This window comes from Salinispora oceanensis, from assembly GCF_000383575.1.
Taxonomy (GTDB): Bacteria; Actinomycetota; Actinomycetes; order Mycobacteriales; family Micromonosporaceae; genus Micromonospora; species Micromonospora oceanensis.
On the sequence record NZ_KB911579.1, the window covers coordinates 152,714 to 178,217 of the forward strand.

General features: G+C 69.3%; 18 protein-coding genes and 1 pseudogene. 6 read left to right on the plus strand and 13 right to left on the minus strand.

The genetic code is table 11. From position 1 onward, the window contains the following. Positions 1-151: 151 nt before the first annotated feature. The 5 genes from SALPAC4_RS0100570 to SALPAC4_RS0100595 all read right to left on the minus strand — a co-directional run bounded on the left by SALPAC4_RS0100570 (position 152) and on the right by SALPAC4_RS0100595 (position 6,465). Complete coding sequence (locus tag SALPAC4_RS0100570; RefSeq protein WP_019868705.1) at positions 152-1,930, minus strand: bifunctional 3'-5' exonuclease/DNA polymerase; 1,779 nt, start codon at positions 1,928-1,930, stop codon at positions 152-154. Between the two features lie 127 nt (positions 1,931-2,057). Beyond that, positions 2,058-3,017 carry a carbohydrate ABC transporter permease gene (locus SALPAC4_RS0100575; protein WP_019868706.1) on the minus strand — a complete coding sequence of 320 codons (960 nt, stop codon included), beginning with the start codon at positions 3,015-3,017 and terminating at the stop codon, positions 2,058-2,060. 10 nt (positions 3,018-3,027) lie between these two features. Then, on the minus strand, positions 3,028-3,969 hold the full coding sequence (locus tag SALPAC4_RS0100580; protein ID WP_019868707.1) for a carbohydrate ABC transporter permease: 942 nt from the start codon (positions 3,967-3,969) through the stop codon (positions 3,028-3,030). A gap of 23 nt (positions 3,970-3,992) precedes the next feature. Next, positions 3,993-5,396, minus strand: coding sequence for an N-acetylglucosamine/diacetylchitobiose ABC transporter substrate-binding protein (ngcE, locus tag SALPAC4_RS0100585; protein WP_019868708.1), 1,404 nt, complete (start codon positions 5,394-5,396; stop codon positions 3,993-3,995). Positions 5,397-5,502: 106 nt separating this feature from the next. Continuing rightward, entirely contained in the window at positions 5,503-6,465 is a 963-nt protein-coding gene (locus tag SALPAC4_RS0100595) for a MurR/RpiR family transcriptional regulator (protein WP_019868709.1), read from the minus strand. Between the two features lie 558 nt (positions 6,466-7,023). On the opposite strand from SALPAC4_RS0100595, the gene SALPAC4_RS0100600 reads away from it, so the two are divergent. Further along, positions 7,024-7,611, plus strand: coding sequence for a hypothetical protein (locus SALPAC4_RS0100600; protein ID WP_029126503.1), 588 nt, complete (start codon positions 7,024-7,026; stop codon positions 7,609-7,611). A 156-nt stretch (positions 7,612-7,767) separates the two neighbouring features. Further along, complete coding sequence (locus SALPAC4_RS0100605) at positions 7,768-9,183, plus strand: acyltransferase family protein (protein WP_019868711.1); 1,416 nt, start codon at positions 7,768-7,770, stop codon at positions 9,181-9,183. On the opposite strand, the gene SALPAC4_RS0100610 is transcribed toward SALPAC4_RS0100605, so the two are convergent. The 4 genes and pseudogenes from SALPAC4_RS0100610 to SALPAC4_RS0100625 form a co-directional block, all read right to left on the minus strand. Beyond that, on the minus strand, positions 9,155-10,645 hold the full coding sequence (locus SALPAC4_RS0100610; protein ID WP_019868712.1) for a CoA-acylating methylmalonate-semialdehyde dehydrogenase: 1,491 nt from the start codon (positions 10,643-10,645) through the stop codon (positions 9,155-9,157). The genes SALPAC4_RS0100605 and SALPAC4_RS0100610 overlap by 29 nt on opposite strands. After that, positions 10,642-11,952 carry an aspartate aminotransferase family protein gene (locus SALPAC4_RS0100615; RefSeq protein WP_027644811.1) on the minus strand — a complete coding sequence of 437 codons (1,311 nt, stop codon included), beginning with the start codon at positions 11,950-11,952 and terminating at the stop codon, positions 10,642-10,644. The genes SALPAC4_RS0100610 and SALPAC4_RS0100615 overlap by 4 nt, the downstream gene beginning before the upstream one ends. A gap of 639 nt (positions 11,953-12,591) precedes the next feature. Continuing rightward, a pseudogene (locus SALPAC4_RS29065) lies at positions 12,592-13,359 on the minus strand (MFS transporter); the annotation flags it as partial. Positions 13,360-14,443: 1,084 nt separating this feature from the next. Next, positions 14,444-15,382 (minus strand): AraC family transcriptional regulator, encoded by a 939-nt coding sequence (locus SALPAC4_RS0100625; protein ID WP_019868714.1) that lies wholly within the window; start codon positions 15,380-15,382, stop codon positions 14,444-14,446. 71 nt (positions 15,383-15,453) lie between these two features. On the opposite strand from SALPAC4_RS0100625, the gene SALPAC4_RS0100630 reads away from it, so the two are divergent. Beyond that, positions 15,454-16,293, plus strand: a complete 840-nt coding sequence (locus SALPAC4_RS0100630; protein WP_019868715.1) for an NAD(P)H-binding protein — start codon at positions 15,454-15,456, stop codon at positions 16,291-16,293. 95 nt (positions 16,294-16,388) lie between these two features. Here SALPAC4_RS0100630 and SALPAC4_RS0100635 read toward each other — a convergent pair whose 3' ends face one another. From SALPAC4_RS0100635 to SALPAC4_RS0100645, 3 genes are all read right to left on the minus strand, one after another. Then, on the minus strand, positions 16,389-17,132 hold the full coding sequence (locus SALPAC4_RS0100635) for a 3-oxoacyl-ACP reductase family protein (RefSeq protein WP_019868716.1): 744 nt from the start codon (positions 17,130-17,132) through the stop codon (positions 16,389-16,391). Between the two features lie 116 nt (positions 17,133-17,248). Next, complete coding sequence (locus SALPAC4_RS0100640) at positions 17,249-18,259, minus strand: MerR family transcriptional regulator (protein ID WP_019868717.1); 1,011 nt, start codon at positions 18,257-18,259, stop codon at positions 17,249-17,251. After that, on the minus strand, positions 18,253-18,930 hold the full coding sequence (locus tag SALPAC4_RS0100645) for a HEAT repeat domain-containing protein (protein WP_019868718.1): 678 nt from the start codon (positions 18,928-18,930) through the stop codon (positions 18,253-18,255). The genes SALPAC4_RS0100640 and SALPAC4_RS0100645 overlap by 7 nt, the downstream gene beginning before the upstream one ends. Before the next feature lie 131 nt (positions 18,931-19,061). Here SALPAC4_RS0100645 and SALPAC4_RS0100650 point away from each other — a divergent pair, with 131 nt between their 5' ends. The 3 genes from SALPAC4_RS0100650 (at position 19,062) to SALPAC4_RS0100660 (ending at position 24,066) form a co-directional block, all read left to right on the plus strand. Continuing rightward, entirely contained in the window at positions 19,062-20,111 is a 1,050-nt protein-coding gene (locus SALPAC4_RS0100650; RefSeq protein WP_019868719.1) for an asparaginase, read from the plus strand. Positions 20,112-20,791: 680 nt separating this feature from the next. Further along, positions 20,792-22,453, plus strand: coding sequence for a hypothetical protein (locus tag SALPAC4_RS0100655; protein WP_019868720.1), 1,662 nt, complete (start codon positions 20,792-20,794; stop codon positions 22,451-22,453). Continuing rightward, on the plus strand, positions 22,450-24,066 hold the full coding sequence (locus SALPAC4_RS0100660) for a hypothetical protein (RefSeq protein WP_027644809.1): 1,617 nt from the start codon (positions 22,450-22,452) through the stop codon (positions 24,064-24,066). Before SALPAC4_RS0100655 ends, SALPAC4_RS0100660 begins: the two co-directional genes overlap by 4 nt. Positions 24,067-24,147: 81 nt before the next feature. On the opposite strand, the gene murD is transcribed toward SALPAC4_RS0100660, so the two are convergent. Continuing rightward, a complete protein-coding gene (gene murD, locus SALPAC4_RS0100665) occupies positions 24,148-25,494 on the minus strand; it encodes a UDP-N-acetylmuramoyl-L-alanine--D-glutamate ligase (RefSeq protein WP_019868722.1) in 1,347 nt (448 codons plus the stop codon). Positions 25,495-25,504 lie beyond the last annotated feature (10 nt).

Here is a 25,504-nt window from a genome sequence, read left to right on the forward strand (position 1 = left end):
CCGGTCCGGGACGCACAACCGACCCAACGAGCAGTCAGCGTTCAGGTTCCGGGCATGAATCGGATATTCCGACCATCAGGGACAAAAGGCTTGAGTCAGGCGGGTGGCCTGGACTGGCGTTGCCCTACCGGGCTCGGGGCCGAACAGCAGCTCAGGACGCGTCGGCGTAGCACTCAACGGTGGAGAGATCGAGCGGGAAACGTACCGGCGTCTGCCCGAAGAGCAACGCGCTCGCCCGCTCCCCGCACCGGGTCACCGCCGCGGCGACCGCCGCGGCCCGCTCGGCGCGACAGTGCACGATCACCTCGTCGTGCTGAAAGAAGACCAGCTCGGCGTCGCTACCGGCCAGCCCCACGTCGCTACCGGCCGGCCGGGCGTCGCTACCGGCCAACTCCCCCCGGAGCGTGGCCAACAGCGTCGCCGCCCACTCTGCGGCGGTGGCCTGGATGACGAAGTTCCGGGTGAACCGGCCGCGCGCCCGGGCCCGCGCCGACCGACCTCCCTCGCCCCCGGCCGGTACCGGATCCGCCTCAGCAAGCTCGACCGAGCCCGGTGGGCAGGTACGGCCGAGCCAGGAACGAACCAACTCGCCGGCCTCGCCGCTGCGCGCGGCTGACTCCACATAGCCGAAGGCCGCCGGATAGTTACGCCGCAGCACCTCCAACGCCGGTGCCGCCGAACCGCCGGTCTGCCCGTACATGGCGCCGAGCAGGGCCACCTTCGCCCGCGCCCGATCCCCACCGAACGCATCGGCGGCCAAAGCGGCGTACAGGTCTCCCGCCCGGGCCGCGGCGGCGAGCCGGGTGTCGCCGGAGACCGCCGCCAGGATCCGCGGCTCGAGCTGCCCCGCGTCGGCGACCACGAACGTCCACCCCGGGTCCGCCACCACCGCCCGCCGGATCACCTTCGGGATCTGAAGCGCCCCGCCACCTCGGGTCGCCCACCGGCCGGAGACGACGCCGCCGGGAACATACTCCGGACGGAACCGCCCCTCCCGCACCCAGGCGTCCTGCCAGGCCCAGCCGTGCGCCGTCCAGATCCGGTAGAGCTCCTTGTACGCCAGGACCAGCGGCGCCGCGGGGTGGTCAACGCCACGCAGCACCCAGGACCGGGTGTTCGGCACCTCCACCCCCGCCCGGGCGAACGCCCGCACCAGCTCCAGCGGCGAATCGACGTGCAGCTGCGGCACGTTGAAAGCGGCCGCGATCCGGGCGGCCAGCTCCGCCAGCCGACGTGGCGGCCCACCCACCGGTGAGGGGCCACCGAGCAGCTCGCCGAGGAGGGCGTCATGCACATCCACCCGCCACGGCAGCCCCGCCGCCCCCAACTCGACGGCGATCAGCGCCCCCGCTGACTCGGCCGCGACCAACAGCCGAAATCGGCCCGGGTGCTCGGTGGCGGCGATCCGGGCGAGCTGGTCGGCGTAGACCCGGGTCAGGGCCGCGATGCCGGGACCCGGCGGAGCCGGCGGCGACTCGAAGAGGGCGCCCTGGCCGTGGCCCGGGGGCTCGGCCAACCGCGGCGGCGGATCGGGCGGCACCGGCGCGCCGGTCAGGCGCGCCCAGGCGGCGGCGAAGGAACGCGGCTCACCCCACCGACCCGCGTGACCGAGAAGCAACGCCTCGGTCAGCTCGATGTCGTGGCACCGGTCGACCCGGACCCCGGCGCGCAGCAACACGGGGTAGAGCGCCGCGCCGGACGCCCAGACCCAGCGGGGGCGCTCCCTTCGCTCGCGGTCGGCCAGCGCGACAGCCAGGTCGGCGACCTGCTCCGGCGGCCCGGTCGGCGTCCCGGCAGCGTCGAGCGGCTGCAGCACTCCCCCGCCGACCCCGGAGCCCGCCCCCGGAGCAGCGGGGAGTCGAGGGTCCGCACCCGCCACCACCGCCACCACCGCCGCCATGATCACGATTCTGCCCGCCCGGTACGACATCCCCGGCCAGCCCGGCGACAAATCAGTCGCGAGACTGGCCGGCAGCGGATCCGCTGGCTGGTGAGGCGGCGGCGACGGGCGGGCCGGATTCGCCGGGCGGTCGGCGGTGCGCCGAGTTGGCGGCGGGCTACTTGCTGATGCCCGCGGTCAAGCCCGACTGCACCTGGCGCTGGAAGACGATGTACACGATCAACACCGGCAACATCGCCATGGTGACCCCGGCGAAGAGGCCGGACCAGTCAGACTTGTACCCCTGATTGACCGACAGCTCGATCAGGCCCTGGGCGATGACCTGGTTCTTCGGCTCACCGTCTGCGGACTGCATCAGCAGCGTCGGCAGATACCACTGGTTCCACTGCCCGAGCACGTTGAAGATCCCGATGCTGATCAGGCCGGGCTTCGCCATCGGCAGCATCACGCTGAAGAAGAGCCGGGTGTGTGAGGCCCCGTCAACCAGCCCCGCCTCGGCGATCGCGTTCGGCAGGGTCCGGAAGAAGGAGTGCATGAAGAAGACCGTGAAGGCCAGTGACCATGCCGCGTACACCAGGATCAGCATCAGGTGCTTGTTCGGCCCGAGCGGCGGGAAGAGCACCCCGGTGTTGTAGACGCCCTTGAACAGCGGTACGGCGGCGAGGTAGATCGGCAGCGTAAGGCCGGACAGGAACATGTAGTAGATCAGTCGGTTACCGGGGAACTCGTAGCGCGCCAACACGTACGCGGCCATCGAGCCGAGCAGCATGGTCAGCGTGACGCTACCGGCCAGCACGAGCACGGTGTTGAGGAAGAAGTCGCCGAGTTGCCCCTCGGTCCAGGCCCGGCCGAAGTTCTCCCAACGCAGCGTCTCCGGGATCAGCGAGAGCGGCTGCCGGATAACCTCCGCGTCGCTCTTCAAGGCCGACATGACCACCCAGATCAGCGGGTAGACGACCATGATCGCCCAGACCAGCAGGAACAGGTGGGAGAAGCCGTTGAAGAACTGCGCGCCGGGCCGTCGGCCGCCGGACCCGAACCGGCCGGCCGACGTGGGGCGGGCCGGCGGAGCGAGATCCGGCCCGACGGGACCGGGGTCGTGGGTCACCGTACTCATCGTCGACTCCTCAGTACTCAATCCGCTCGCGGCGGGTGATCTTCAGCTGCGCCGCGGCCAGGAGGATCGTGAAGATCGCCAAAGCCACACCCATCGCGCAGGCGTAGCCGAACTGGCCCTTCTGGAAGGCGGTGAAGTTGAGCACCGACGCGAAAATCTCGCTGGCGTGGTTCGGGCCGCCCTGGCTGGGTGTCATCACGAAGACCAGGGCATACATGTCCAGGGCGATGAAGCCCAGATAGATCCAGGCGACCGAGACGGTGTCCCGCAGCAGCGGGAGCGTGATCCGGAAGAACGTGTGGAACCGACCGGCACCGTCGAGGATGGCCGCCTCGAAGACATCCTTCGGAATCGACTGCATCGCCGCGGAGAAGAGCACCATGTAGAACCCGGCGCCGCTCCAGACCGCGATCAGCAACAGCCACCAGAGCACCGCGGGGACGCCGAGGAAGGGCTCCGGGTCGAACGTGAACAGGATCGGGTCCTCCGGATCAACCAGCCCGATCTTCATCAACACACCGTTGATCAGACCCTGCCCGTCGGCCCGGTAGATCTGCTGCCACATAACGGCGACGACGACCAGGGACAGCACCTGCGGGAAGAAGAAGATGACCTTGTAAAGGCCGGAGCCGAAGACACCCCGGATGCCGGCCCTGTCCTCGCGCCCGCCCACGTTGAGCAGGAACGCGAGAAACAGAGCCAGCGCGATCGTGAACAGCGGCACGGTGATCAGGAAGAAGACGTTGTGCCAGAAGGCCTTCCTGATCAGCTCGTCGGAGAAGAGCCGGACGTAGTTCTCCAGCCCGACGAACTGCTGCCGGTCGGAGTAGCCACCCCAGTCGGTCAACGAGTAACCAGCCGCCTGGGCGAAGGGCCAGACCACGTAGAAGAGGTAGAGCGCGACCGGCAGGGCCAGGAAGCCCATGACGAAACGCGCGACACCATGCCGCATGGGACTCACTCTTTCCGTTCGGCTCAGGCGGAGCGGGTCTGCTTCTTGATCGACGAGTCACTGGCGACCTTGTCGGCGGCGCCCTGCATCCCGTCAACGAACTGCTGGGCGGTCAGCCGACCCGCCATCAGCTCCGCGGAGAGGTTCTGGCTCTCCTTGTCCAGGTCGGCGTAGAAGTCCCAGAACTTGACCAAAATGAGGTCCTCCGGAGCGTTGCTCATCAGCTCGTTGGCGCTGGTCAACGCCGAGTCCTGGACGTTGTCCCCGGAGCCCTTGGTGGAGGCGAGGGATTTGGTCAGCTCGGCGAACTTCGCCGAGCCCTCCTTGGAGAGCACCGCCCGCAGGAACTCCTTGGCGGCGGCCTTGTTCGGTGCCTTCGACGGCACGACGATGCCCTCGCCCGCACCGGCGTAGACGTCGTTCGGCGCCTTGTCGCCCGCCCCCAGGCTCCAGTAGTCCGACAGCTTCATCTCGAACCCGGGGGGAATGGTCTCCGCCATCTCGTTCTTGAGCCAGGTGCCGACCTGGATGAAGGCGGCCTTGCCGTCGAGCCACGCCTGCTGCGACTGGGTGTGGTCGAGCTGGCCGGGGAGCAGCAGCTTGTCCTTGACCAGCTTCTCCCACGCCTCCAGGGCCGGCAGCACCCCGTCGGCCTTCCAGGCGTTCTCCTTGAGGTTGTCGATGTCGATCACGGCCTGCTTGCCGGCGGACTTCCAGATCGTCGCCATCAGCGCCCAACGCGGGTAGTAGCCGTGCACCGCGTCGTAGACGTACGGGGCCATGCCCTTCGCCTTGATCTTCGGCGCGAGAGCGAAGAAGTCGTCGAAGGTCTTCGGCGGCTGCCAACCCTCCTTCTCGAAGAGGGCGGCGTTGTACCAGTTGCCCCAAACCGTGTAGGCGACGTTGACCACATAGAACTTGCCCTGGAAGGTGCCCTTGTCGATGGTCCCCGGCAGCAGGGTGTCCGCCACCGCACCCTCGCTGTCCCACGCCGGGGCGGCGAGCAGATCCTCCAGCGGCTCGATCGCACCCTCGTTGACCAGGGTGCTGATATCCATAAGGTCAGCGCCCGAATTCATGATGACGTCGCTGGGCTGGGTCGCCATCTTCGGCTGCTCTTCGGTCTTGATCTTCTGGGTCGAGGACATGTTGACCGTGACATTCGGATGCTTGGCCTTGAAGACGGCCTCGTCCTCCTTGGCCCACTGGTCGCCCAGCCCGCCGTCGAAGATGACCACCTTGACCGAGCTGCCGTCCTGGACGCCGAACGGGTTGTCCTTGCTCTTCGCGGCACCGGAGTTGTCGTCCTGGGCCGGGTCGCTGCCGGCGCAGGCGCTGAGCAGGCCGGCGGCCGGGAGGGTCAGCAGACCCGCGGCGGCGGCACGACGTAGCAGGGCCCGGCGGTTGAGGTCGGGGGTAGCGGACATTGCGACTCTCCTTAGCGGTAGATCGGGGGTACCACTGCGGGTTGGTGTATTCGGCGTACGGCCTCGGTGGTCAGCGGGACCGCTTCGGCGTACCGAGGTGCGTTAGTCATGGGCTGGCCTCCTTCGCCGCCTTATGCCCCGCAACGGCCTGGGCGGTACGTCGCAGGGCCGCGTGGGCTCGGTCGTGGGTGCGCTGGGCGACGGCGATGTAGAGCAGGTCGAGTACGACCAGTTGGGGGTGCCGGGCGGACAGCGCGTCGGGGCGGAAGGTGGTGGCACCGCTGGCGGTGAGCAGCACGATCTCCGCCAGCTCGGCGAGCGGCGAGCGGGCGAAACCGGTTACCGCGACGGTGGTCGCGCCCCGGCTACCGGCCTCCGCCAGCATCTCGATGGTCTCCCGGGTCCGGCCGCCGTGCGAGACGCCGAGGGCGACGTCGCCGGCCCCCAACAGGGCCGCCGAGGCCAGCCCTTCGTGCACGTCGTTCCAGGCCCAGGCGGCGACTCCGATGCGGTGCAGCATGAACTGCATCTCCTCGCCGACCAGGGCGCTACCGCTGGCGCCGAAGACGTTCACCCGGCCCGCGCCGGCGATTGCCGTGGCGGCCCGCTCCACCTCGGCGAGGTCGAGCAGGGCGGCGGTGTCGTGCATCGCCCGGGTGTCGGCGGCGATGATCTGTTCGAGCACCCGGCGCAGTGGATCGCCGGGCTGGATCTCCCGGCCGATGTCGATGCTCCAACCGGCCAGGCGGGCCCGACCGCTCTCGGCGGCGATGCCGAGCCGAAGGTCCGCATAGCCCTCGAAGCCCATCGCCCGGCAGAAACGGGTGATGGTGGCCGGGGAGGTGCCACTGCCCTCGGCCAGCTCGACGATGGTGGCGCGGGTGACGGCCTCCGGGTCGCTGAGCACGTGTTCGGCGACCCGGCGCAGGGCCCCGGTCAGGTCGCCCACCCCGGCCCGGACCCGGGCTAACACCCCGTCGGCCGCATCAGCACGGACGCCGCGGCGGTCAAACCCGTCGGCGTCGGCCACCACGGTCTCCACGGTGGTGCCCACCTCGTGATCAACCATCCGAGACTCTTTCCGCAAAGAAAGTTTACTGTTGGTAAAATTTCTTACTGGACCCCGCTTCATGTCAAGACCATGGATGAAGTTTTCAAAACGTTATCTTTGGCACCGACCCGCCCCGGGTCGGCCGACACCCTCCCCGGACCGCACCGACCCGGCGTGATCACATCCGGACAACTCGGCAGACACACGCGTGGGGATTCGACCCGTTCTTAGGCCCGATAGATGGTACGCGTGATTCATTCCCGTTTGGGGGGTGACCGGGGTCACAGTGGTGGTGGAATCCCGGCGGGCGTGGGGGCGTTACACCCTGCGTACGGCCGTGGAGGTGCCCCGCCGGTGGCGGATGGCACCGGGTGCGGGTCGCCGGGAATGCCGGTGGCCGGCCGGTCGTTACATCTGGACCCGGCGCCGTGCGTGTGCCTGTGAGCCCCGCGGCCGCCGAGGATCTTCTCTTCCCGCTACTTTGAGCGCCGGACGGTGCTTGCACCCTGTTGCCGCCTGACCCCCTTTCGGGCGTGCGTATGTGGGTGTCGATCCCCGAATGGAGCAACCCCCATGATGAACACGATTCTGCGTCGTAGTGTCCTTGGTTTCGCTGGTCTGGCCCTGTCCACCGGTGTCGTCGCCGGCCCCCTGGACACCCTCACCGACACCACCACCCCCGCCGCCGCTGCCGCTGGCGTGGTGCAGGCGGACAAGCCGGACAGCGGCATGCTGATCCCGCACGGCACCCAGGGTGAGCAGTCCCGCATCGACCTGGGCGACGAGCAGACCGGCAACGTGAAGGCCATCATCGAGGCCACCAAGAAGGCCGGCATGGACGAGCGCGCCGCCGTGGTGGCGATCGCCACCAGCCTGCAGGAGTCGAAGCTGGAGAACCTGGGACACCTGGGTGACCGCAACGACCACGACTCGCAGGGCCTGTTCCAGCAGCGCCCATCCTCTGGTTGGGGCAGCGTGGAGCAGATCACCGACCCCGAGTACTCCACCACCGCCTTCCTCAAGGGCCTCAAGCAGGTCGAGGGCTGGCAGGAACTCCCGTTGACCGAAGCCGCGCAGAAGGTGCAGGTGTCGGCGTTCCCGTTCCACTACGCCCAGTGGGAGACCCAGGCCGCCGACCTCGTCGCCGAGCACTGGACCAGCTGACCCACAACCCCAGACGTAACCACCCCCCGCCCACAGACCTAACCCAGCCAAGGGGGAAAGAAACTGTTGGCCGGCACCCGAACCAGGGTGCCGGCCAACAGCCGTCTCTGGGCGAACGCCGACCGGTGAGCGGCACCGTCCCCTACGCTTGCGCTCATGGGCCGCCTGCGCCGACTCGCCGAGGCGACACCGGCGAGCCGGAACCGCTACCTCGACCTGCTCCGGGCCCTCGCCATCATCATGGTCGTTCTCGGTCACTGGAGCGTCGTGGACATCGGGCACGACGCCTCCGGGCAGCCCACCGCGCGCTCCGCGCTGCCCGACCTCCCCTGGGCCTACCCACTGACCTGGGCGGTCCAGGTCATGCCGATCTTCTTCCTGGTCGGTGGGTACGCCAATGCCGCGTCCCTGAGCTCGCACCTCCATCGGGGCGGTGACGCCACCGGCTGGCTGCTCGGCCGCAGCGCCCGCCTGCTCCGGCCCACCAGCATGCTGATCCTCGTGCTCGCCGCCGTTGGCCTCGCCGCCCGGCTCGGTGGCGCCGACCCGTCGTTGGTCCGGACCGTGGTCTACTTCGCCACCATCCCGCTGTGGTTCCTCGCCGCGTACCTCCTCGTGGTGCCGCTGACCCCGATGATGTACGCGCTGCACCGGCGGTACGGGCTCCTCGTACCGGTGGCGCTGGCCGCCCTGGTCGCGGCGGGGGACCTGACCCGCGAACTCGGTCTGCACGACACCGCCCTGCCGAACTATCTCTTCGGCTGGCTGGCCATTCACCAGATCGGCTTCGCCTGGTACGACGCGGACAAGAACGACGCTGACACTGCGGCACCGCGCGGCCGCTCGGTGAAGCTCCGGACCCGGCGGCTACCGCTTTCCCGGCGGGCGGGCTGGACGGCGCTGCTCGGTGGGCTGGCGGTGGCGGTGCTGCTGACCGGCCCTGGCCCGTACCCGGTCAGCATGATCAATATTCCGGGTGAGCGGCTGAACAACGCCGCCCCGCCCAGCCTCGCGCTCCTGGCGGTGAGCACCGCACAGCTCGGGCTCCTCCTACTGCTGCGCCGACCGGCGCAGCGCTGGCTACGCCGCGACCGCCCCTGGATGGCGGTGATCGCGGTGAACAGCGTCGTACTGACGGTCTTCCTGTGGCACCTGAGCGCGGCGATCCTGGCGATCGGGGCCCTGGACGCGGTGGGGTTGCTACCGACCCCGGCCGCCGGCACGGCCGCCTGGCTGGCCTGGCGGATCCCCTGGGTCCTGATCCTCGCTGTGTTCCTGGCCGTCCTGGTCGCCATCTTCGGTCCGATCGAGGCGCGCACCGGCCGCCCCCCGGCCGCCCGAGGACCCGCCCCGCCGTCGGACGACCGGGCGGAGCACCACTGGTGGGTCACCGGCCGCAGCGTGCTCGCCGTCGCCGCCTTCGTCGCCGTCGTCGCCGCGCTCGTCGTCAACGCGACGGCCCCACGGGACGCCCCGCTGCTGCTCGGGCTGCCCGTCCCGGCGCTGGTGGCCTACCTGGCCGGGGCGGGCACCCTGCGGCTGCTCAGGTCTGGGTGGGGAACCCCAGGTTGACCCCACCGTGTCGGGGGTCCAGCCAGCGGCTGGTGACCACCTTGCCCCGGGTGAAGAAGCGCACCCCGTCCTCCCCGTGCGCGTGCAGGTCGCCGAAGAGCGACGCCTTCCAGCCGCCGAAGGAGTAGTACGCCATCGGCACCGGGATCGGCACGTTGATCCCCACCATGCCCACCTCCACCTCGTGCTGGTAACGCCGGGCGGCGCCCCCGTCATTGGTGAAGATGGCCGTCCCATTGCCGTACGGGTTGGTGTTGACCAGGTGGACGGCCTCCTCGTACGAACCGACCCGGACCACCGACAGCACCGGGCCGAAGATCTCGTCGGTGTAGACCGACATCTCCGGGGTGACCCGGTCGAACAGGGTCGGCCCCAACCAGTAGCCGTTCGGGTCCCCGTCCGGACGCACGTCCCGACCGTCCACCACCGGCACCGCGCCCGCCGCCACGCCCGCCTCGACGTACGAGCGCACCCGCTCGGCGTGCGCGGCGGTGACCAGCGGGCCCATGTCGCAGCCGCGCCGGCCGTCGCCGGTGCGCAGCCCCGCCATCCGCTCGGCGATCTTCGCGACCAGCGCGTCCGCGACCGGCTCCACCGCGACCAGCGCCGAGATCGCCATACAGCGCTCCCCCGCCGACCCGAACCCCGCGTTGACGGCGGCGTCGGCGGCCAGGTCCAGATCCGCGTCCGGGAGCACCACCATGTGGTTCTTCGCCCCACCGAGGGCCTGCACCCGCTTGCCCGCCAGCGACGCCCGCTGGTGCACGTGCCGGGCGACCGGCGTGGAGCCGACGAACGACACCGCCCGCACCGCCGGATGATCCAACAGGGCGTCCACGGCCTCCTTGTCCCCGTTGACCACGTTGAGCACCCCCGGCGGCAGGCCCGCCTCGGCGAACCACTCCGCCAGCAGCAGCGCCGCGCTCGGGTCCTTCTCGCTGGGCTTGAGCACCACCGCGTTGCCCGTGGCCACCGCGACCGGCACGAACCAGAGCGGCACCATCACCGGGAAGTTGAAGGGGCTGATCACCGCCACCACCCCGAGGGGCTGGCGCAGGTTGTAGGAGTCCACCTCGGTCGAGACGTTCTCGCTGAACCCGCCGCGCATCGCCGCGGGGATGCCGCAGGCGTACTCGATCACCTCCAGCCCGCGCTGCACCTCGCCGGCGGCGTCGGCGAGCACCTTGCCGTGCTCCGCGGTGATCACCTCGGCGAGCCGGTCGCGCCGGGCGTGGACCAGCTCGCGGAAGGCGAAGAGCACCGCCGTGCGCCGCGACAGGGAGGCGTCTCGCCAACTCCGCGCGGCCCGGTCGGCGGCATCAACCGCTGCCGCCACCTCCGCCGCAGAGGCCAGCTCGACCTCCGCGGTACGCGCGCCGGTGGCCGGGTCGAAGACGTCGCCGCGACGCACCGCCGTGCCGGTGAGCAGCTTGCCGTCCACGAAGTGCCCGATGAGACTCACGCCGCCACCTCCGCCGCGGTCCCGCCGGACCGGATCGCGTCCACCAGAATTGCCAGGCCCTCCCGGGCCTCCTCCTCGGTCAGGGTCAACGGCGGGCCCATCCGCACCACGTTCCCGTACAGGCCGCCCTTGCCGACGAGCAGGCCACCGGCCCGGCACGCCTCGAACACCTGGGTCGCGCGCCCGGGATCCGGGTCCGCGGTGCCCGGAAGGACGAACTCGACGCCGAGCATCAGCCCCTTGCCGCGTACCTCGGCGACCCCGGGGAGCCCGCCGACCGCGGCGCGCAGCCCCTCGTTGAGGATCGTGCCGACCCGGTCCGCGTTGGCCTGCAGATCGTTGTCGAGCAGGTAGTCGAGGACGGCGTTGCCGGCGGCGGCGGAGATTGGGTTGCCGCCGAAGGTGGAGAAGCTGATCGCCGGCACCGACTCGACCACCTCGGCCCGCCCGACCACACCGGCGAGCGCGAACCCGTTGCCGACGCCCTTGGCGAAGGTGATCATGTCCGGGGTCACGCCGTGGGCCTGGTAGCCCCAGAAGTGCGTGCCGGTCCGCCCCCAGCCGGTCTGCACCTCGTCCGAGATGAGCAGGATGCCGTGCTCGTCGAGCACCTTGCGCCAGCCGGCGAGCAGCCCGTCCGGGCCGTGCACGAATCCGCCGACGCCCTGAATCGGCTCGGCGATCAGACAGGCGACATCACCCGAGGTCTGGGTGGCCAGAACCTCCCGCAGGTCCTCCACCGCCGCGTCGATCCGATCCGCCTCGGGAAGCCGGGCCAGCAGGCCCCGCAGCCGCTCCCCCGAGTGCAGCCAGGCCACCTGCAACGGGTTCAGCGGACTCGCCGACCAGCCCCGGTTGCCGGTGACCCCGATGGTCGCGTACGACCGGCCGTGATAGCTGTTGCGCACGGCGAGGATCTGGTGCGAACGCCGATAGTTGGTGGCCATCAGCAACGCGGCCTCGTTGGCCTCGGTGCCGGAGTTGGTGAAGAAGACCCGCGCGTCCGGGATGCCGGACAGCCGGGCCACCTTCTCAGCCAACTCCACCTGCTGCCGGATCAGGTAGAGCGTCGAGGTGTGCACGAGCCCGGTAGCCAGCTGGCGCTCCACCGCCGCGCGGATCTCCGGAATGTCGTAACCGATGCTGTTGGTCAGCACGCCACCGAAGAAATCCAGGTACGTGCGGCCCTGCGCGTCGGTGACCCGGCGCCCCTGACCAGCGACGAGTTCGAGCGGTTCGTCGTAGTAGAGCGGCATCCAGGACGGGAGCACCGCCCGGTGCCGGGCCAGCAGATCGTCGGTGGTCATAGTGACACCTCTCAACGAAGCGGGTGATGACGGCACGCTCTCACCACCGCGCACCGCGAACAACTGGCACCGTGTAGCGTCACCGCACCGTCCACCTGACACCACGTCAACCGGCCGGCGGTTGTCGCGTCCCGTGCGGATTGAGGACCCCATGATTGTCGAGCCGCGAATTTTTCGAGCAGTCTGAGACAGGGCCGTGACGGCTGCGGGAAGCAGCACAACGGCTCCGGTCACCGCGAAACACCAGGCCAATGAGAGGGGGGACAGCAGCAGGCCGATCCCGGCCGACCCCGCGGCATTTCCCGTGTTGAAGGCAGTATTCACCCAGGTACCGGCCTCCGTACTGCGGGCCTGGGAATCCACTTCGCCGGCAATCAGATAGGCCGTGGTCAGCGTCGGTGCCATCAGAAACCCAACGGCACCGGCCAGCGCAACCAGCCCGACCATTCCAGTGGCCTGGCCGGACAGCACACAGAAAACTCCGACAAAAGCGGCCAGAATCGGCAGCCGGGTGCGTGTGGACAGCCGCCAGCGCACCGCACCGTAGAGCAGCCCGCCCAGCGCGCTGCTGACCGCCAGCGCCGCCGACACCCAGGACACGGAGGCAGCGGCGCCGTGCCGGTCCGCGAAGGCGACGGCCAGGAGATTGAAGGCCCCCAGGCAGGCCCCCAGCCCGGCGGTGGCAAGAACCGGATCGGCCAGGGACGTCCACCAGCGTGCGTCCCGGCGGGGCGGGGCGGCCCCCTGCTCGCCGCCGGTGTCGGGCTGCGGCGCGGCTGAACCGTGGAAGGAGGCGGCGACCGGGGAACCCGCGAGGACAGCCGTGCCGCCGAACAGCAGCACCGCGCTCAGCGCGACTCCGAGGGCGGGCTCCGCGAGCGCCGTGAGCACCCCGGCCAGCAGGGGCCCGACGACGTAGAGCAGCTCCTCCGCGACAGTGTCCAACGAGTAGGCCCGCTGAAGCAGTTGCTCGTCGTCGTCCGGGACCAGATCACGCCACAGGGTGCGCATGAACGGTCCCAGCGGGGGCGCGCACGCGCCGGCCCCGGTGCCGAGCACCCACAGCGCCACACCGGGGGCACCGGGCTGCCAGGCCACCGCCGCGATCAGGCCGAGCAGCGCCGCACATGCCGCCGCCATGGGCAGCAGCGCCCGGTGCACGCCGTGCCGGTCGATGAGGCGGGCGCGGTACGGGGCCAGCAGGGAACTGGCGAGTCCGAAGACGGCCAGGACACCACCGGCGACGGCGTACGACCCCGTCGCGTGTTCGACGGTGAGCACCAGCGCCAGGAAGACGATGCCGTAGGCGAACCGGGCGACGAGCGCGGCGCCGAACGTGCGGGCCGCCTGCGGTAGGCGGAGGACGGTGAGATAGGAGGGGGCATGCGCAGGGGATGCGGATGACACGGGGGACTCCTGCGGGTTCGCGCGTCCCGATGGCGGGCACGGGACGGGCTGCGGATTAGGGGGTGCGGGATCGCGGACGGCGGGGTTCGTCCGGGTCCGGGGGCGGCCGTGGGCGGCTACGGACGGGGGCCCGTGACGGCGCCGGACGGAGCACCCGGCAGACGGGCAAGGGACAGGGCCACGGCGGCCTTGAGGGCGTCGGCCGTAGCCGTGCCCAGGCCATGGCGATCCAGAGTGGCCAGCGCAGATGGCCGACGCAGCACCGTAGAGTACGAAGGATTCCCTAACCGGGAAGACATATGACGTTCCTCATCGAACGTGGCGCGCGTACGCGCGCCAAAGGCAGGTCAAAGACAGCAGGGCCCTGATCCGCACCAGGGCAGAGGCAGTCTTTGGTCTACGCACGAAGGAAGAACATTCCGGTGACAGTAGCAGCACCCACGGGGCCGGCCCCGACGACGGGGTGGCCGACCGCCGGAGCAGCGGGAGTTCGCTGACGCCATCACCGTCGGTGCGCCAGTCCGACACCCCGGTCCAGCAGCCTCGCAGCAACGTCCGTACCCGATGGGTGTTTTCCTCCCCTATCACCGGTGAGTACACGTCAATGGTCTCCGGAGTGCTAGCCCTGCGCGGAGGCATACGCCGGGCGGTCACCCACGACCTACTCGGAGCACCACGAATCGCAAGACAAACCCGCAATGATGGAGTTCCCTACCCGCCTGGTCGACCGGAGAAAGGGTCCCCCTCCTGGTGAGAGACTCCTATCGCTCCCGCCGCTTTTTCAGTTCTCCATCGACAATATTTAGAACACCACCGATTGTGATTACTCCGATCAGAGCAACGGAAAGCCAGGATGATCTGAATCCGTTTAAAGTCATGGAGGTGAACCAGAAGGCGCCCCCGGTCGTTATAAGGATCCTGGCAACGTGGTTCAGTCGTCCCATACCGCGCTCCTCCTCGGTGGGCGGACTATCCTCAGTAGCAGCCCTTGTCCCCACTGCCTGTCTGCCTGCCTGCCTGCCTGGGGCACCGTCTGTCCGGCCATCGGATCGATCCACGACCCACCAGGACCGCCCTCGATCTGCTACCGCCCAGCGGCCGAGCGGTGTGCACGGGGGCTCACCCCACGGCGGCGCTTGAAGGCGGTGCTGAGCGCGAAGGAGCTGCCGTAGCCCACCCGGCGGGCGACCGCACCGACGGTGGCGTGCGGCTCCCGAAGCAGGTCGGCGGCGAGACTCAACCGCCAGCCGGTCAGATAGGACATGGGCGGTTCACCAACCAGTGCGGTGAACCGCCGGGCAAACGCCGCCCGGGAGACTCCGGCTTCGGCGGCCAGAGATGCCACGGTCCACGGCCGGGCCGGGTCGTGGTGCAGCATTCGCAGGGCGGGGCCGACGACGGGATCGCTATGCGCCTGGTACCAGCCGGGGGGCTCGGCACCGGGACGGGCGAACCATTCCCGCAGCACGGCGATGAGCAGCAGGTCCAGCAGCCGGTCGAGAACCGCCTCCTGACCGGGGTCATCCTTGACGATCTCGTCGGCCAGCAGTGGGATCAACGGAGAGTCCCAGGAGTCGCCGGGCACGATGAGCAGCGGCGGCAGTGCGGTCAGCAGCCGTTGGCTGACCGCACCCCGCATCGGGTACGCACCGGTCAGCAGCATCGTCGGGCCGTCCGCGCTGTTGCCCCAGGTCCGCACCCCCCACTCACTCATTCCGCAGAGTTCCCCACCATCCGGGCCGGTGCAGCGTTGGCCAGGATGGATGACGGCCTGCGGTGCCGTGGAGAGGTCGTCGGCGACCCGGTACGGGGCGGGGCCGCGGACGATCGCGATGTCCCCCGGGTTCAGCCGGATCGCCGTGCCCTCCTCCGGCGCGACCCAAGCGTCACCTCGGACCAGGGCCACCAGGGTGAGGGGCGCCTCGTCCCGGATCGCCAGGGACCACGGCGGGGTCAGGACCGAGCGCAACAGGAACGCACCCTGGGCTCGGGGTCCATCAAGGAGACCTACGACTGCGTCCATGTAGACGATTGAACACAAGCTCGCGCGGATTAGCTATGTCCCGTCTCAGGCTGGGGCACTTCACTGGGCGTATGACAGACCAACGAAAGCAACGACACACCCTGGTCCTCGGCGGCACCGGCAAGACCGGCCGACGCATCGTGGCCCGGCTGCGAGATCAGGGCGTACCGGTGCGGGTTGGCTCCCGCACCGCCCGACAGCCCTTCGACTGGACCGACCCGGCGACCTGGGCACCGACCCTGCGGGACGTGAACGCCGTCTACCTCTCCTACCACCCGGACCTCGCCGAGCCGGGCGCGCTGAAGACGGTCGCCGCGTTCACCGATCTCGCGGTGGCGGCCGGGGTCTCCCGGCTGGTGCTGCTCTCCGGGCGCGGGGAGGAGATTGCCCGGTCCGCCGAGGAGCACGTCCAGGCCGCCGGGGTGGAGTGGACGGTCCTGCGGTCGAGCTGGTTCAACCAGAACTTCAGCGAGGACTACCTCCTGGAGCCGGTCCGCGGCGGTGAGGTCGTTCTCCCGGTCGGGGCCGTACCCGAGCCGTTCGTGGACGCCGACGACATCGCCGACGTGGCCGTGGCGGCACTCACCGGCCATGGGCACGCCGGGCAGCTCTACGAGCTGACCGGGCCCCGGCTGCTCACCTTCGGCGAGGCGATCGCCGACATCGCCACCAGCACGGGCCGGACCATCGAGCTCGTGCAGGTCTCCTCCACGGAGTACGCGGACGGACTCGCCGCCGCCGGTGTCCCGGCTGGCACGATCGAGTTGTTGACGTACCTCTTCACGACCCTGCTGGACGGGCGCAATGCCCGGCTGAGCGACGGTGTTACGCGGGCCCTCGGCCGGCCGCCGCGCGACTTCGCCGACTACGCCACGAGCACCGCGGCCACCGGCGTCTGGGGCGGGGCATAACCTGCGGTGCCATGCGGATCGACTCCGGCCACGCCGCTGAGGACAGCGGCCCTGAGTCGATCCGCGTGGATCCAGCGGCGGAGTCACCGCCAGGGTCAAGCGGCGAAGCCACCGTCCACAGCGATGGCGGCACCAGTGACATGGCGGCCAGCGTCACCCGCGAGGTGGGCGACGGTCGCGGCGACGTCCGACGACTGGCCGAAACGACCGAGTGCGGTGAAGCTCTGCTGCACATCGGCGCCCTCGGCGTCGGCGGGGTTCATGTCGGTCTCCGTCGGCCCGGGATGGACCAGGTTGGCGGTGATCCCCCTGGCACCCAGCTCGCGGGCCAACGACCTGGTCAGGCCGATCAACGCGGTCTTACTCGTCGAATACAGCGAGACACCGGGGAGCGGCACCCGCTCGGCCAGGCAACTGCCGATATTGATGATCCTTCCGCCTTCGGTCAGGTGCCGCACCGCCGCCTGGGAAGCCACGAAGGGTGCCCGGACATTGACGCTCAACACGCGGTCGATGTCCTCCAGTGACATGTCTTCGACCAGACCACGCACCAGAATCCCCGCGTTGTTGACCACGATGTCGAGCCGCCCGAACTCCGCCACGGCCTGATCCACGGCCGTGCGCACAGCAGTCGGGTCCGCACTATCAGCCTGGACCGCCCAGGCCCGGCGCCCCAGCGCCTTGATCCGGTCAACGACATCCGCCGCGCGCTCCGCACTGTCCCGGTAGGTCAACGCGACGTCGGCGCCATCCGCTGCCAGCCTCAGCGCCACGGCCTCGCCGATGCCACGGCTGCCGCCGGTCACGAATGCCACCTTGCCGCCAAGTACCGCACTCATGTTCGCTCATCTCTCCTGTCGTGTTCGTGAACAAAGTTAGGTTCACATGCTGCGGGCAGGGAGTCTGGCGGCAATCCGACGTCGCGTTTCGGCCGAGAAGTGCCGAGCACCACCCCTTAACGTGACGTGGCGTCTTCGTCTTCCAGATAGGCCGCGGCGATCAGGGCCACCACCGGGTCGTCGTCGCGGGACAACCGTCTCAGCACCGGCTGCGCAACAGTTCGAGGCAGCTCCAGGATGGCCTGGGTGAGGCGGCTGCGGGCGGCGGAGTCCGCGGTCGGGGCGGCGAGTTCGTCGGAGAGTGCACTCACGATCTGTTCAGCGCGGGCTGGCTCCTCGGCCAGGGCACCCAAGTGCTCGGCCGCCTCGACGTCGTGCCCGCCCTCGACCACCAGGTCGACGAGGGCGGGCACGGCCGCCACCTCGCCGTGCGCACCCAGCGCCAGGGCCGCGTGTCGGCGGACCGTCGGGTCCGGGTCGTCGAGGGCGTCCACGAGCACCTCGGTCGCCTCGTCATCGGTCAACTCGGCAACCGCCTGGATCGCGCGGCGGCGGGTGTCCACGTTCTCGGAGCTGGCGCCGGACGTCAGGGTTGCCAGGGCGTCGCCGTCCGCCCGCCCGAGCGCCCAGCGCAGCGCGCCGGCCACATTCGGGTCAGCCTCGGCGAGGACCGCGCCGGCCAGCAGCTCGGCGGGGACCCGTACCTCCGCGGTAGGGGCCAGGGCGCTCCGCTGGCGCAGGGCGGCGCTGGGTGAGTCGAGCCCGGCGATGAGTTCGGTGATACGCAGGACGTCCGGCCATCCGGTGGGCGCCGCGGCGGCAACCGTACGCAGCCGGTCGAGTAGCTCCCGTTCCCGGTCCAGCCGCTCCTCGGTCCAGCGGATGAGGTCGCGAACCAGACCGGCGGGCGTGCAGGTGGGATCCTGGAGCACCCGAGCGATCTGGCGCAGCGACAGCCCCAGCGACCGCAGGCCCTCCACGTGAAAGAGCCGCCGTACGTCCTCGTCGGAGTATTCGCGGTAGCCGCCCGCAGTGCGACCGGTCGGTCCTACCAGCCCCAGCGAGTCGTAGTGCCGAAGCATGCGGGTGCTCACTCCGGAGCGGCGGGCCACGTCGCCGATCAGCATGGCGGTTTCTTCTCCCTCCCCATCGGGTCCAGCTTGCCGGCGGCGAGCCGTCGCGCCTCCTCGGCGAGTTCGTCGTAGTCGGCCTCCGGGTCGCGTAGCAGCAGCAGCGTGGCGTGGGCGTGTTCCCGCGCCGTCGGCGCCGAGCTGTTGACGCTGGCGGCGAGGGCCGGCAGGGCCGCCGTACCGAGGCCGACCAGTGCCCGACTGAGGCTCAGCCGCACGTCCCGGTCCCCGCGGCCAAGCTGGCTGACCAGCTCCACGGCCAACGCCTCCTCCTTGTCTTCGGGGACGAGAGCGACAGCGGCCCGCCAGGCAGTCCGCGCGACCTCGTCGTCGGGGTCGCGCAGCAGAGTCCCGACGATCGAGGGGTACACGCTCCGGTTATTGATCTTGGAAAGCGAGTGCAGGGCCTGACTACGGGCCTGGGCCTGCTCAGATGTGAGCTCGGCGAGGAGTTTGGGCAGCGTGACCGCCTCCGGCAGGCGGGTGAGTGCCCAGGTGAGCATGTCCCGCACAAAGAAGTCCGGCTCGACCGCGCACCGCTGCACCAGCGCGGTGACAACACTCGGGTCGGGGTGCCCGCCGAGCAGCATGGCCGCCCGCAGCCGGGTTGACGACGCCTCGGCGCTCAGGGCCGCCACCGCGCGGCGGGTGTTCTGGACCGGGTTCATGGGTAGTACCACCTCCCGGCACAGTCAAGACCTTGTCACGGTGTCAAGGTCAAACGGATCGGTCGAGCCGCCTCGGCTTCACCTGGAAACTGTGACAGGCTGCCGCCGGCACACCCGGACGAGGAGGTGCGGTGACGGAGCAGCCGACATCGGTGCTGATGCTCTCCCTCGGCGGCACGATCGCCATGACCGGCGGCGCTGGCGGCGTCGTGCCGACCCTCACCGCCGAAGACCTCATCGCCGCCGTCCCCGGTGCCGCCGACACCGGCATCGACGTACAGGTCCAGACCTTCTGCCAGCTGCCGAGCGCCTCCCTGCGCCTCGACGACCTCACCGCGCTCGCCGCCCTGATCGCCGAACGCACCACGACCGGGGAAGTGGACGGCGTCGTGATCACCCAGGGCACCGACACCATCGAGGAGACCGCATACCTGCTCGACCTGCTGCACGGCGGCGACACGCCCATCGTGGTGACCGGGGCGATGCGCAACCCGACCCAGGCCGGTGCCGACGGGCCGGCCAACGTCCTCGCCGCGATCCACACCGCCGCCAGCCCCACCGCCCGCGGCCTCGGCGCGCTGGTGGTCTTCGCCGACGAGATCCACGCCGCGCGGTACGTCCGCAAGACGCACTCCACCAGTGGCGGCACCTTCCGCTCGCCGAACGCCGGCCCGCTCGGCCGCGTCGTTGAAGGCGCGGTTCGGCTGCTCGCCTACCCGCCCCACCGGCTGACCGTGCCGCTGGCTGCGGTCACCCGAACACCCCGGGTCGGGCTGCACACCGTCACCGTCGGCGACGACGGAGCCCTGCTGGCCGGCGCCGAGCACCTGGACGGTCTCGTCGTGGCCGGCTTCGGTGTCGGCCACGTACCCCAACTGCTCATCAACCAGCTCACCGCCCTCGCGGCGACGATCCCGGTCGTGCTCACCTCCCGCATCGGCGCCGGCCCGGTCCTGGAAGCCACCTACGCCTTCCCCGGCTCGGAGAGCGACCTGCGGCAGCGGGGACTGATCGGCGCGGGCTTCCTCGACAGCTACAAGGCACGTATCCTGCTGCACACCCTGCTCGCCGCCGGCGCCGACCGCGACATCATCGCCGCCGGGTTCGCCGCCGCCGGTGGCACCGGAGAGCCCGCCCACTGGCCCTGGGCCAGCACCCCTGACGTCGGCCGGATTCGATAGAGGGATGGCTCACTGCCCACTCCTTTATGGAATGAGCAGGCACTGATCAACCTTGTTATGCTCATCTGGATGAGCCCCGCGCGACTCGAAACCCCCAGGTTCCGACCTGAACCCAGGCTGGGTCAAGACGTCCGCCGCCTGGCGGGGCAGCCGGTTACGTGATTCTCTTGTCAGATTTTTGACAACTGAACCCGGGGGTAACATTCTCAAGTAGAGTGTGACGCCCGACACAGAATGTCGGGCGTCCACCAGAGATAATTCGCTGGTCTTTGTCATCTACCGACGTGGCTAGCCGGCACATTCGGACGTTACATCCTCAGAAGGGTGTAGGCGCTTTGGTTGCGAAGCAGGTCTACGGCCGCCTGGATGCTGTGACATTGGTTCGGGCCCTGATGGAACGACCTCTCAACGTAGGCGGTCGCCCCACCACCACAAGGTCTCCGGTAATTGTCCTCGAAGCCCCGGCAGGTGGCGGCAAAACAGCCCTACTGGAGGCGATGGCTGAACTACTTCATCAGCGCGTACCCTACGCTTTTGTTGATCTGACCACGGTTACCACCCGAGCCGACCGTGACGCCACTGTCACCAATCTCCTGTCCGCGCTTGCCTTCGAACTGTCACGCAGGTGCCACAGATACGGAACACTTCGCTTTCCTCGGTTCGTTGTCGGTCAACTCGTGATGAGACTCGACCTGTCCCGCGACGATCCTGGCTTGGCCCGTAAGCAGGCAACCGACGCGCTGAAGGCGCACCGCCGCCTCGACCAGATGCTCGATATTTTGGAGGAGGCGGCTGGCACGGTAACCGGCCTCACACCGATTCAGCCCCAAATACCGAGCAGCATGGTGCGTGGAACCCTTTCACTGCTGGTGGACGGCATGACCCGATGGCTCCCCCGGCTCACCCTCGGCCGCTTCCAGGACTGGTACGGCCACCGTGACCGCGGGCTCCAGGATGACCCGATCAGCACCCTGGTTGGGCTGAATCGCTGGGCTCACTCCCACGCCACCGGGGGTGCTCAACAGCGCATCGACAACCTGATGTCAGCGGCCTTTCTCGCCGACCTTCGACATGAGTTCGCCAGTAGCCGGCGAAGTGTGGGCTGGTCGCTCAACTGTGTCGCCCTGCTGGACAACGCCGACTCTGACCTGGCCCGCGACCTCCTCGAAACACTGGTTCGGGTACGCGGCGACGACCTCGATCACGGCTACGCCGTTCCCGACCCACTCACGGTCGTCGCCACCAGTAGGGGACGCCTCCTCGCCAAGGTCAACCGCGCCGACCAGGTAGCGCTGTCCATACCGTTGGTCGATAGCTACAAGGCCCTCAACCGGCGGGTACAGCCGTGGTGGCTGCGGTGCCGGCTAGACGATCTCACCGTCGACGAGGTCAACCTCATGGTGACGGATCTGTCGCTGGACCGCGACGATGATCATCAACTCGCGGCCCTGATCCACCAGTTCACCGGGGGTCACCCGGGGGCGACCCGGATCATGCTTGAGGCGATCACCGCCATCACTACCCGGTGGCGGTCGCTGGCCGAGGTACTCGACGGCGATTCCGGCGGGGTAGCAGTGGAGGAACGGCTACTACAGCTCTTCCTGGACGGGGTCCCCGACGAGGCGAGAGAGGATCTCATCACCTGCTCGGCGGCGCGCACCCGGCACCAGGCCATCGAACTGGCGGTCAGACGGCGGGACCTTTTCACCGCGCCGGATCTGGTCATCGGCGAGTTGCGGGAGTCACCGATGTGGCTCCCTCGGGACGAGTGGGGCCCCACCGTACTGCGCCGGCTGCTGCTGCGCCGGCTGGCCGGGCGGCGGGATGGGGCAGCGACCTGGTCGGTGGTCCACCGCTGGCTACGAGAGGCAAGCCCGCTCGAGCACCGGGACGAGCGGGACACCCGTACCGCTCTCACAGCCGAGCTCGCCTACGCCCTCGCGGACGGCGACATCGAATTCGTGACTCGCAAACTCGATCAACACGCGGTGGGTCGTGCCACGACCTGGCTGGCAATGGTGGAGGCCGTGACGTCGGTACCCGGTCGGTTGGACCCGTACGTCGAGCACACCGTGCAGGCGCGTGGCTTGACCAGCTGGCTCGGGCCCGGCGACGAACGGCAGCTGGCCTGCATCGCCGGGCTGGTGGCCCGGTTGTGGATCGCCGCCGACCCGTTCCGCGACACCGGCCGCCGCGGATTACACCGGCAGATAGCCCGGGACTATGACGAGTTAGCGCTCTATCACCCGGAATGGGACGACGAGCTGTACACGCAGAAAAACCGCCACCAGCAGTTGGCTCGCGTCTGGAGCGCCGGGCTGCACCAGAAGGAGACACCGTGACCAGGTCACCCATCGCGCGTGTCCGGCCGGACATCTTCGAGCCACCCACCACACCGCTGGAGAGAAGGCGGCGCAGGCGCAGGCGTATCGCCGCTGTCCTGGCCCTGGTGATCGTCGCGCCGAGTCTGCTGTGGGGCGGAACCCTCGCGTACCGGGATCTGTCCTGCGGACCAATCGGTAATGGGATTTCCCGAGTCGACGGGCAGTGCGTCGGAGTAACCGACGGATCCTTTGTCTTCCATCCGTACATCGAACAGATACAACAGAAAATCAGGAAGGAAAACGAGAAGGTACGCAATGGCGGGTACGGCAATCTGCCCTACGTGCGAATTGCCGTGCTGATGCCCATGACGGCGGACGACCACAGCGCGCTGACAATGGCCCGGATTCGGTACAGCCTGCAGGGGGCGTACGCGGCGCAGCGGCGGGCCAACGGCGGGGCGGACGACGGGTTCGGCGATCCGACACCGCTGATCCAGTTGTTGCTAGCCAACGAGGGCAGCAACCAGCAACAGTGGCGTCCGCCGGTCAGCCGGTTGACCAGCATGACCACGGGGGCGCACCCGCTGGTTGCGGTGGTCGGTCTGGGAGTGAGCATTCCCGCGACGCAACTCGCGGCCGAGGAGCTGTCGAGACACCAGGTGGCCACGGTCGGTGCGGTACTCACCGCGGACACATTGCGGGCGGACAGCTTTGTTCAGGTTTCGCCGTCTAACGGGCATTACGCACTGGCGTTGAGAAATTATCTCGACCAGGAGTACCCCGAGGGGCACAGCGATCGTCGCCGAGGAATCGTGGTCTACGACCAGAACTCCGACATGTACACCCGGACACTCCGGGAGGCGTACGAGCAACACCTGGAAGACTTCATGGTCGAAGGTCCCGCACAGCAGTTCAACGGAATTCTGAACGAGGAGGAGCCCGTTCCACTATTCGACCACGTCAGCACGCAGGTCTGTGCAGCGAAAGCAGTCCGGATCTTCTACGCCGGTCGAGTGAAGGAACTAAAGAGTCACTTTATTCCCAGCCTCGCCAGGAAACACTGCGCCGACCGTGAGGAAAATAATGAGCAACTAACCATCATGCTCGGCAGCACCGGCCTGTCCTCACTCCGGGACGAAGAGACCGTGGACCTGCTCAAGCAGCACCGAATTCGAGTTGTCTACGCATCGTCAATCGACTCTGACGGCTGGAACGGACGCGCCGACGAAGTGTTGGGAAACGAGCAGGAGGATGGGTTACCAGATGTGCTTACTGGTATGCCGGTCGGGTACCCGAGCTTCTACCAGAAGCTGCACGCACTGTTTTCCACCCAGGAGGCCGACGACGCGCTCGCCGACGGCTACGCGGCGATGCACCATGATGCGGTCGCCACGGCTGTCCTCGCGACCCGGCAGGCAGCTCGAGAACGGAAGGAATCCGTCCCCACCCACAAGCATGTCGCGTCGGCACTGTGGAAACTCAACATCCTCGGCGAGGTTCCAGCGGCTGGCGGAACCCTGAGCTTCAGCCCGGAAGGGCTGGGCTGGCCCAGCGGCAAACCCATTCCGATCCTTTCGATCCCACCAGACGCACAGCCACCCCTGCCAACATCGGAGCCCTACATCACCTGAGGTGTCGGACTCGACCCCGTTCCTCGACAGCGGGTGGTCCGGCAGCGCCGGGCCGAGCCACGACGGTAGAGCTCCTCGGCCTCAGTCGGCGGTGTCGCGGACCGCCTGGGCGAAGACCTCGGAGCGGTGCTCGAAGTTCCGGAACCGCCCGTAGCTCGGCGCCGCCGGTGACAGCAGCACCACCCCGCCGGCCGGCGTGACCCGCCGGGCCAGCCGAACCGCCTCGACCAGATCGTCGGTGACCTCGCACCGGACCTTCGGCAACCCGTCCAGCGCGGCGACGATCCGCGCCCCGCTGTCCGGTACGCCGATCACGGTGACCTCCCGCTCGGCGAGGTGATCGCGCAGCGGCGTGTAGTCCAGGCCCCGGTCGGCACCGCCGACGATCACGGTGAGCGGCCGCCCGTCGTACGCGTCGATCGCGTGCATGGCCGCGTACGGGCTGGTGGCGAGGGTGTCGTCGACGAAGGTGAGACCGGACGGGTCAACGATCTCGGTGAGCCGGTGGGCCAGCCCCTGGAACCCGGCGACGGCGACCGCCAGGGTGTCCCGGCGCGCGAGCACGTCAACACCGAGCACGTCGAGCACGGCCAGCGCCACGCAGAGGTTGCCCTCGTTGTGCCGTCCGACCAGCGGCAGCACCGCCCGGGGGAAGAGCGGCTGGTCGCCGAGGTGGAACCAGGGCGCGCCGTCCGGGCCGCCCGCCACATGGGTGGTGTCGGGGGTGCCGGCTCGCACCACGGGCCGGTCACCGAGTTCGGCGGCGAGCCGGGGGTCGGTACCGTTGACCACGACGGTCTCCGGGCCGTGGGCCAGCAGGTTGAGCTTGTCGCGGTAGTACTCCCGTTCGCCCCCGTGGGCGTCCAGGTGCTCGGGGAAGAGCGCGGTCACCACCGCGACCCGGGGTGAGTCGGTCAGGTCGCTGCACTGGTAGCTGGAGAGCTCCAGCACGTAGAGGTCGGCCGCGGGCAGGTCCAACGTCGGCACCCCGATGTTGCCGCCGAAGACGTTGGGCTGGTCCACCGCGGCGAGCAGGTGGCTGATCAGGCTGGACGTGGTGCTCTTGCCCTTGCTGCCGGTGACCCCGACGGTACGGGCGGCGTGGTCGGCCATCCAGAGCGCGGTGCCCTGGGTAACCGGCACCTGGCGCCGCCGCAGCTCGGCCAGCCACGGGTGGGTGTTCGGCACGCCCGGCGAGCGGACCACCACGTCGGCGGCGGCCAGCCGTCGCGCCCCCGCGTCACCGGTGACCAACGGTGCCGCCGTCGCCAGGAAGCCGTCCCAGGGCGGGCTGACCGTCGAGCCACCATCGTCCACGGCGACCAGGTCCGCCGGGCCGTGCGCGGCGATCGCGATCACCGCCGCTCGTCCCTCCCGGCCGGTCCCCCAGACCGCGACTTTGCGTCCGCGCAGGTCAGACAGGCGCACTGGCTCTCCC

Excerpts from the sequence above, each read along its gene's own strand:
- SALPAC4_RS0100635 (WP_019868716.1), bottom strand. The coding sequence starts at position 17,132 with ATGAGTGCGGTACTTGGCGGCAAGGTGGCATTCGTGACCGGCGGCAGC.
- SALPAC4_RS0100580 (WP_019868707.1), bottom strand. The coding sequence starts at position 3,969 with ATGCGGCATGGTGTCGCGCGTTTCGTCATGGGCTTCCTGGCCCTGCCG.
- SALPAC4_RS0100605 (WP_019868711.1), top strand. The coding sequence starts at position 7,768 with ATGGGCCGCCTGCGCCGACTCGCCGAGGCGACACCGGCGAGCCGGAAC.
- ngcE (WP_019868708.1), bottom strand. The coding sequence starts at position 5,396 with ATGTCCGCTACCCCCGACCTCAACCGCCGGGCCCTGCTACGTCGTGCC.
- SALPAC4_RS0100595 (WP_019868709.1), bottom strand. The coding sequence starts at position 6,465 with ATGGTTGATCACGAGGTGGGCACCACCGTGGAGACCGTGGTGGCCGAC.
- SALPAC4_RS0100570 (WP_019868705.1), bottom strand. The coding sequence starts at position 1,930 with ATGTCGTACCGGGCGGGCAGAATCGTGATCATGGCGGCGGTGGTGGCG.
- SALPAC4_RS0100575 (WP_019868706.1), bottom strand. The coding sequence starts at position 3,017 with ATGAGTACGGTGACCCACGACCCCGGTCCCGTCGGGCCGGATCTCGCT.
- SALPAC4_RS0100625 (WP_019868714.1), bottom strand. The coding sequence starts at position 15,382 with ATGGACGCAGTCGTAGGTCTCCTTGATGGACCCCGAGCCCAGGGTGCG.
- SALPAC4_RS0100640 (WP_019868717.1), bottom strand. The coding sequence starts at position 18,259 with ATGCTGATCGGCGACGTGGCCCGCCGCTCCGGAGTGAGCACCCGCATG.
- SALPAC4_RS0100645 (WP_019868718.1), bottom strand. The coding sequence starts at position 18,930 with ATGAACCCGGTCCAGAACACCCGCCGCGCGGTGGCGGCCCTGAGCGCC.
- SALPAC4_RS0100630 (WP_019868715.1), top strand. The coding sequence starts at position 15,454 with ATGACAGACCAACGAAAGCAACGACACACCCTGGTCCTCGGCGGCACC.
- SALPAC4_RS0100600 (WP_029126503.1), top strand. The coding sequence starts at position 7,024 with ATGAACACGATTCTGCGTCGTAGTGTCCTTGGTTTCGCTGGTCTGGCC.
- SALPAC4_RS0100615 (WP_027644811.1), bottom strand. The coding sequence starts at position 11,952 with ATGACCACCGACGATCTGCTGGCCCGGCACCGGGCGGTGCTCCCGTCC.
- SALPAC4_RS0100655 (WP_019868720.1), top strand. The coding sequence starts at position 20,792 with ATGAGACTCGACCTGTCCCGCGACGATCCTGGCTTGGCCCGTAAGCAG.